The sequence below is a fragment of the Streptomyces sp. NPDC047453 genome (assembly GCF_040643155.1).
Lineage (GTDB): Bacteria > Actinomycetota > Actinomycetes > Streptomycetales > Streptomycetaceae > Streptomyces.
This window is the reverse complement of sequence record NZ_JBEYTS010000146.1, coordinates 1-7,428: the sequence shown is the minus strand read 5'-3', so window position 1 is coordinate 7,428 and position 7,428 is coordinate 1. Positions and strand designations below refer to the sequence as shown.

Genomic DNA, 7,428 nt, shown 5'->3' with positions numbered 1-7,428 from the left:
GGTGTGACTTGAAGGACCGAAGAGAGCCCCGCCGGGGATCCGGCGGGGCTTTGACGTGCGGTCAGGCGCGGCGGGTCTTGGCGAGGATCACGTCCAGGCAGCCGCCGGGAAGGTCGACGGTCCAGTCGAAGTCGTCCAGGGTCACGCCGTGTTCGGCGGCGGCGTCCAGGAGGACGTCCAGGAGTCGGGTCGCTGCGTCGCGCTGGGCGTCAGTGACGGGGTCACCACCGCGCCGGATCGCGGCGATGCGCTCGCCCGTGGAGCGGCCCTTGCTGTCGGTGTGGCGGCCGATGGTGGTCATGGTCGGTCCTCTCGGGTGGGGCCGGGGTGCCGGCCGTTCGGCAGGCACCCCGGCGGGGGTGGTCAGGCTGCGGTGTCGAGTCGGGCGGCGAGCTGGGCGACGGCGGCGAGGATCACGCGCACCTCCGCCTCAGCGGTGGACGGGATCGCGGCCGGGGCGGGAGCCGGGGCCGGGGGCAGCGGGGCCGGGGCCGGGCGGCGGCGCAGGGCCACCGCCAGGACCACGAGGCTGACCACCACGGTGGCGAGGTAGGCGAGCGCCATCACGCGGCCACCTCGATCGTGGTCTGGCCCTTGCTCGGCTGGGGGCCGCGCGCCTTGGCGAGCTGGGCGTAGATGCCGCCCACGTACGACGCGGACCGGGTGGCCTGGACGGCTGCCTCACGGATGGTCAGACCGGTCTCCCACGCTGCCTCGATGGCCTTCCGGGCCGCCGTGGCGTCCAGTCGTCCGCCCGCCGTGTCCGCCTCGGTGGACGCCCCCACGGGCGCCGGGGCGGCCGGGGTGACGACCTGCGGCGTCATGGTGGACACGGCCGGGTCGGCCTCCTGGTCGTACACCTGGCCCGTCTGCGGGGCCGGGGTGGTGTCCACCTCAGGCGCGGGGGTGTCCGTCTCGGCCGGGGCCGGGGTGGACACGGGGGCGGTGTCCGCCTCCGTCTCGACCGTGGCGGCCGCGAGACGGACGGTGTCCGCGAACCGGACCCGGTAGGGCGACGCTGCCTCGGCGAGGACGAACAGCAGGACGGGCGGCACGACGTGCAGAACGATCGCGGCCGGGTCCAGACTCGCCACCGCCTCCCACGCGTTGAGCACGAGGGTGGCGCCGCCCGCGTACCAGCGCAGGCGAGTCGCCCACGGCCCGGCGTCCAACTGGTGCCGGGAGAGCACCGCGTCGCCGACCAGGGCGGCGACCAGGGCGAGGTCGACGGCCGGGGCCAGGAACCACGCGATCGGGTCCTGCACGCCGTGCGCGGCGGCGAAGTCGTGGATGTTCTGGAGCGAGAACCCCATGGTGAGCACGGCGACGACCAGGAGTACGGCGTCCATCACGAGGGCGGCCCGCCGGGCGGTCCGGACGGCCGACTCGCGCTCGGCCCGCTCCAGGTCGGAGACGACGTTCCCGGCCTCCCAGATCTGGACGTCGGTCTCGGCCGCCCCGGCGGCCTCCATCCGCAGCCGCTCGACTTCCCGGCGGGCGGTGATCAGCTTCTTCCCCATGGTCACTTCCCCTTCCGGTCGGCGCGGATCTGGCGGATGAGCAGGTACGAGACGCAGCCGCCGACCGTCACGGCGACGGCGACCAGGGCGACGGCGAGGAACAGCGCGGTGAGGACGCAGCCGCAGACGGCGACGCCTCCGACCCACGCGGCGACCGTCCCGGCGGACCGGCGGGGCCGGGGCGCGTCGTGGCCGTGCGAGCAGCTGCACGCGGCCGGGGCCTGCGCGGTGGCGGTGGCCGCCTGGACGGCCTGGACCACGGCGAGGATCTCCGCGATCCGGTCGGACTGGGCCTCGGCCGCGCGGACGTCGGCGACGGCCTGGCGGATGTCGACGGCGCTCATGCCGACACCTCCCCGGCGGTGAGCATCCCGTCGTCGCCCTTGACCAGGGCGCCAGCCGAGATGAGGGCCTTGACCTCGCGCGACACGGTGCCCTTGTTCAGGCCCGTCCTATCGACGATGTCCCGGGGAGTGCGGGCGCCGTCGACCACGGCCGCGAGCACCTTGTCGCGGTTGCTGACCGGCCCGGCCGGGGCGGGGACCTCAGCCGCGGATTCGGTCGCGGCGGGCGTGTCCTTGACCAGCCGCAGCGTGGGACGCGACGCGGGCGCCGGCACTTCGTGCAGGCGACCGCTCCGGCTCCAGATCGGCCGCGCGGGCAGGTCAATGACCTGCTGCGCGGTCATCCACCGCATACGGATCGGGTTCGTACGCTGCTTGGGGCCCTTGTCCTGATCGCGCATCAGCGCCACCCACGGCATCGGCAGTTCCTGGGCCTTCCAGCCCTTCTCGATGGCGTCCGACCCGAAGACGGCCTGCGTCTCCGTCGCGGTCGCCACGGCGAGCGACAGGCGGATCGTGAGCTGTCCGGCAATCTGCGAGTCCAGGCCGTGACCGTCGCCGGACAGGGTCGGCTTCTGCGTCGCCCACACGACGATGATCTCCGCCGCCCGGTACTTCCGGGCGATCGTGCGGAGCGCGGCGATGACGTCGGCGTAGTCGGCGTTCCTGCCGTCCTCGTCCTTGTACTTCGCCTGGCAGTCGGACAGCAGCTCGCCGCCCTCATCGACAAAGACCGTGATGCGGGGGCGAGTCGGGCTGATCGTCACGGTGTCCTCACCGCGCGGCAGCGACTTCAGCCGCTCCTCGCCCTCAGCCGTCAGCTCCTCCACGACAGCGCGCATATCGTCCAGCTCGCAGGCCACGCGGGCGCGGTGCTCCCACGTCCGGCCCTCCACGTACTTCCGGTCGAAGATGACCAGCCGGTGGTCGTCCGGCTCGGAGGCTTCCGCGAGCAGCGGGCGGGCCGACGTCGACTTGCCCGACCCCGACGTCCCCGCGATCAGGATGCGCTTGCCGAGCGGGACCGGGACCGTCTCCCCGGTCACCGTGTCGACCGCCCAGGCGTCGCCCGGCTTCCAGCCCTTCAGGTCCAGGCCGTCCGACGCGCTACGGGTCCGCAGCGTGATCGTGGCGCGGTCCCCGTGGCTGCCCGCCTTGATCTCCATGCGGAGATCGGTCCGGGCGCCGAGCATGGCGCGGATCTCGTCCGACTTGGCGCGGAACGTCTTGGGCGTCCAGCGGCCGTCGAGCCGGACGTGGGAGACGAGCCCGGCCGGGGTGATCTCCACGGGGGTCGGCACGGTGCCGGACAGGCCGCGCTCGTCGGCGTGCTGGACCCAGTACGACGGGTCGAGCCGCTCGGCCAGGCGCCGCTCTTCGGCCGACAGCGCGTCATCGACCGGGACCGTGACCGTGCGCCGGCCGAGCCACAGCGCGCCGAAGTTCAGCGCGATCAGCCCCGCCGACACCGACCCGGGCCAGATCACCAAGTGCTCGGCCGTCGACATCAGCCACGACGACACCGCCCCGGGCACAGCGTGCACGGCGTGCGCCTGGATCGCCCGAGCCTTCAGCGTCGCCGGGTAGCTCTTGCGCGCCTGCTTCAGCCCGGTCCGCGCCTCGGCGTGGTGTCCCCGGGCCGCCTTGTGCGCCGTGCGAGCCGCCCGACGACCGGTGCTGAGCGGGTTGGTCGACGCCGACCGCGCCGCCTTCCGCTGAGCCGACGCCTGCCGCTCCGTCGCCCGAGCGCTGTTGTGCTCGCGCTGAGCGGCGAGCAGCGACTTCAGGTTCTCCGGCGTCCGCAGCTTCGCCCGCCGGTCCGCCTCCGCGTCCCAACGAGCCGCCAGCGGCGCGAAGGTCGGCGCCACCGCATCGAGCGCGCGGTTGATCTTGTCCATGCCCGTCTTGGTGGCGGGCGCGATCTTGCTCCATCCTTGCTTCAGGTCCACGATCTGTCCTTTCGCGAGGTCCGTGGATCTAGGGCCGGATTGCCGTTCCAGCGGCGGTCCGGCCCGCCTGTTTTGTGGTGGTTGCATCCCGGGTTGCGCCCGGGTTGCGGGTTGCACCCCCGCAACCGCCTCTGACCTGCGAAGTTGCAGAGTTGAGGGGTTTCCGGGGAGGGGGCCCTACGCGTGCGCGCGCGAGGAGGCCCGATTTTCGATCAGTCTCGGGACCATGCCCGGACCGTGTTCGGGGCCACCGCCGTCAGCTCCGTGACCCTACGAATCGGGACCTCCATCCGCCTCGCCTCCCGGACGAGGGGCCGCAGCTCGGCATCGACCGCCTCCAGTTGGGCGAGGAGTTCGATCCGGCGCTGCCCCGGTCCCCGGAGAGCGGCCTCAGCGTCGGCCCGAAGTTCGGCCGGTGTCTTCTGCGTCATGCGGTTCACACTGACACACTGCGTGCGACTCACGCAAGCCTAACTCTCTGAATGGCTTGAAATAGCCTGCGCTTTTTGCGGTCAAACTTTCTCTACGTCATCAAGGCGGCCCTGACGGGCCGCGCGGCCCGGCCCGCGTCCGGGCCCGAGCTCCTGTCTCCGCCCCGCTCCGGCCCGGCCGCCGACCGGCCCGCTCCCAAGGGGGCGGCATCCCGCCGGGGTTTACATGGCCAGCCGTCCGCCGACTGCGGCCACGCCGTTGTGCGCGTCGGCAAGGGCTGGCGGGGAGGGGAGGGGGGCTCGGAGCGCTGCGCGGCCGTCTGAGGGCCTGTGAGCCTCCCGGACCGCCGTACCCCCGCCGTCGCGAGGCTGGGCCGCGTGAGGCGACCTGACGGCCCGTCGTGGGCCGATGGGGGGCAGCTGCTGCCGCGATGTGGCCAGGCCCGTCGTGGGCGCTCCGCTCACTGCGGCTCCGTCGTGGGCCGGCCGTCCGGCTGACCCTCTATGCCGGGTCCCTCCGGGCAGTGCTGCAAGTGGGCGACCAGGCCCACGACGACGTCACGGCAGTACGGGCACGGCTCGCCATCGACCGGCGGGCCGGATCGCTGAGCAGGGGGAGCAGTCGGGGGAGTGCGGGCCCCTACCTGGGGTTTTGTCGGAACGTCACGTGACTTTCCTTCCCCGCTCCCAGCATCGTCACGTGACTTTCCTCCGTCACTCCCGGCATCGTCACGTGACTTTCCTCCGTCACTCCCGGCATCGTCACGTGACTTTGCGGCGCCCAGTTCGACCCCCTCCCGGCGTCCCTTCGAGAACGCAGCGACCAACAGGCTCGCCCGCTTCTCGGCCTCCTCATCGCGGACGGCCTGGAGCTGCTTCTCCAGCTTCCGCGCCTCGTGGGCCCGCTGGACGCAGCCGCGCTTGCAGTAGGCCCGCGGCTTCGTCCCCCGGCTCGGTGGAACCCGTCCGCCGCACCAGGCGCACAGCGGGTTGCCGTCGGCATCCCTCGGTGTCTCAGTCGTCATGGCAGAGGACCGTACGCGGCACGTCTCATGGCGCGGCGGGTGAGTGCCGGCCGAACCGCGGATCGGTCCCGGCCGCCGTACTCGAGTACGTCTCCGAGTCCCGCCGTACGTCTCCGGGATGACGTACGCCGACGACGACCAGGAGCACGACGCCGAACCGGAGACAGGACCGACTGCCGCACACCTCTGGCACTTTCGCGATCCGGAGCCGCACACCCTTGCATTACGAGCCGACGGCACCCCCAACACGTGCACGTGTGCACGTGCACGCGTGCACGCTGAGAGCAGTAACCGACGACAGCGAGTTAGTGGCGACTGATATCAGTAACGCCCGGCCGGGGACGGCCGACCGCCCCGCCGGCCGATGGCAGGCGGGACGGTCTGGGGTCGGTAGATGGCGGCAGCGAGTTAGTGCGAACTGGGGTCAGTTACGCCCCGCCGCCGGTTGTCGGCTGCCGCCCGGAGTCGGGCCAGCTTGGCTTCCGCCGCTTCGGCCGACTGCCGGGCCGCCGCCGGGTCCTGGAGACGTCGTTCCAGCGCGCGGGCGAGCCCGGCCGCGATGGCCGGGCCGTCGTTGACGCACAGGAATCCAGCGCCGGACGCGAGCCGTACGACCGGCCGCCGGACCTTGCGGTACCGGGTCTTGGTCGGTGACAGGTACTGGGCTCCGGCGAGCCCGATCACGTCGCCGTACTTCGAGCGGACCTGTCCGCCGCCGACCGTCCGCCGCACGGACACCTGTCGCGTGACGCCCTGCGAGCGAGCGAGCCGCCGCATGGTGCGGGCGACGAACACGGCGTCGGCCGGGGCCAGCTCGACCCCGGCGGTCGCCTTCTCCAACCCCTTGTAGCCCCAGAACCGGCCGGGCCCGCAACCGGGCGCCTGCCATTCCTCCGGCACCTGGTTCTGGTACTCCTTCGCGCCGTAGGAGCCGTGCTTGGTGAAGTAGATCGCGAGCCGACGCGGGTCGGTCATGCGCTCGCCCTCGTCGCCGTCGACGGCCGTACCGGCGCGCTGGTGGCGCCGCCGCTGCTCGGCAATGTGCTCCTGGCGGTCGGCGTCGGGATTGGCCTTGAGCGCGGCTTCGACGTCACCGAACACGATGTCGGTCCAGACGACCGACAGCCACTGCTTGTAGGCGAGCCCGTCACCCACGGCCGGGCGGTATCGCACCTGCGTGATCCGCCGGAGCTCTCCGGCCGGACCCTCCGGCTGAGGGCCCCAGAGGTGGACGTGCGGGGCTCCACGCCGCTGAAATTCGAGCTTCCAGACCCCCGGCCACTCGAAGCCCCAGGCCCGGGCGAACCGCTTGTAGAAGAGATCCATGTGCTTCTTCACGGCCTTGCCGGTCGGCGCGACGGCCAGCCAGTCGCCCGGGTACGTGAGCGTCGTCATCGGCAGCCGGAGCCCGAGCCGCAGCAGCGGCGCGTAGTCGAGCTCGGCCAGGACCCGCGTCATCCGGGCCCGGCTCTTGGCCGACCACTCCTGCACAACGCGGGTCGGCTCGACCTCGGCCGGATCGTCGCAGTACTCGGCCCGGTACCGGGCCAGCTCCCCAACCCGCTTCCGCGCCGTCTCCTGTGCCCGCTCCGCCGTCCGCTCCCGCCGGGCGACGTCCGGCCAGCCCACGGAGACAACGCCGGGCGCGATCGTCAGCACGGGACGAGGGCCTTCCCGCCCGTCCCAGCCCGCCCGCCGGGCGAACTGTCCGGCCGCCGCCGACACCAGATCCGGGGTCGGGAAGGCCAGCGGTCGCGTGGCGCGCTGACCTGCGGTTTCGCTTACGCGGGAAGATGTGGCACATGTAACAAGCCCCGCAGCCGCCCCGCCCGTCTCGGGCTGGGCAAGATCGCGGGGGGTCGGCCCGGCGGGCCGATGTGGCGGTACGACCGCATCACTTCGTACTCTGAGCACGAGCAACGTCACCTGTCTCGGTATGGCGAGATCGGGAGGCGGACGGGTCGCAGTTGGCGCTGCGGCCCGTTGCCATTTCTGGACTGGGAGTGATCCTTGCACTGATTGGGGAGGGCGTTCCCCCCGCCGCGCCCAATGCCCCTTGGGGCTGGTGTGACTTGAAGGACCGAAGAGAGCCCCGCCGGGGATCCGGCGGGGCTTTGACGTGCGGTCAGGCGCGGCGGGTCTTGGCGAGGATCACGTCC

7 protein-coding genes are annotated in these 7,428 nt (G+C 72.5%); all 7 read right to left on the bottom strand.

The genetic code is table 11. The annotated features are described in order from the left end of the window. Positions 1-61 precede the first annotated feature (61 nt). Positions 62-301, bottom strand: coding sequence for a hypothetical protein (locus ABZ818_RS42095; protein ID WP_361427441.1), 240 nt, complete (start codon positions 299-301; stop codon positions 62-64). A 62-nt stretch (positions 302-363) separates the two neighbouring features. Beyond that, positions 364-564 (bottom strand): hypothetical protein, encoded by a 201-nt coding sequence (locus ABZ818_RS42090; RefSeq protein WP_361427438.1) that lies wholly within the window; start codon positions 562-564, stop codon positions 364-366. Then, entirely contained in the window at positions 564-1,520 is a 957-nt protein-coding gene (locus ABZ818_RS42085; RefSeq protein ID WP_361427435.1) for a hypothetical protein, read from the bottom strand. Before ABZ818_RS42085 ends, ABZ818_RS42090 begins: the two co-directional genes overlap by 1 nt. A 2-nt stretch (positions 1,521-1,522) precedes the next feature. Next, the gene (locus ABZ818_RS42080) at positions 1,523-1,864 is read right to left on the bottom strand and encodes a hypothetical protein (protein ID WP_361427432.1); all 342 of its coding nucleotides are present in this window, start codon (positions 1,862-1,864) and stop codon (positions 1,523-1,525) included. Beyond that, on the bottom strand, positions 1,861-3,813 hold the full coding sequence (locus ABZ818_RS42075) for an ATP-binding protein (RefSeq protein WP_361427429.1): 1,953 nt from the start codon (positions 3,811-3,813) through the stop codon (positions 1,861-1,863). The genes ABZ818_RS42080 and ABZ818_RS42075 overlap by 4 nt, the downstream gene beginning before the upstream one ends. 212 nt (positions 3,814-4,025) lie before the next feature. Then, positions 4,026-4,244 (bottom strand): hypothetical protein, encoded by a 219-nt coding sequence (locus ABZ818_RS42070; RefSeq protein ID WP_361427426.1) that lies wholly within the window; start codon positions 4,242-4,244, stop codon positions 4,026-4,028. A 1,433-nt stretch (positions 4,245-5,677) separates the two neighbouring features. Further along, entirely contained in the window at positions 5,678-6,928 is a 1,251-nt protein-coding gene (locus ABZ818_RS42065; RefSeq protein ID WP_361427423.1) for a hypothetical protein, read from the bottom strand. Positions 6,929-7,428: the final 500 nt, after the last annotated feature.

Bases quoted from the DNA above. Each gene is read 5' to 3' on its own strand.
- ABZ818_RS42095 (WP_361427441.1), bottom strand. From the start codon at position 301: ATGACCACCATCGGCCGCCACACCGACAGCAAGGGCCGCTCCACGGGC.
- ABZ818_RS42090 (WP_361427438.1), bottom strand. From the start codon at position 564: ATGGCGCTCGCCTACCTCGCCACCGTGGTGGTCAGCCTCGTGGTCCTG.
- ABZ818_RS42085 (WP_361427435.1), bottom strand. From the start codon at position 1,520: ATGGGGAAGAAGCTGATCACCGCCCGCCGGGAAGTCGAGCGGCTGCGG.
- ABZ818_RS42080 (WP_361427432.1), bottom strand. From the start codon at position 1,864: ATGAGCGCCGTCGACATCCGCCAGGCCGTCGCCGACGTCCGCGCGGCC.
- ABZ818_RS42070 (WP_361427426.1), bottom strand. From the start codon at position 4,244: ATGACGCAGAAGACACCGGCCGAACTTCGGGCCGACGCTGAGGCCGCT.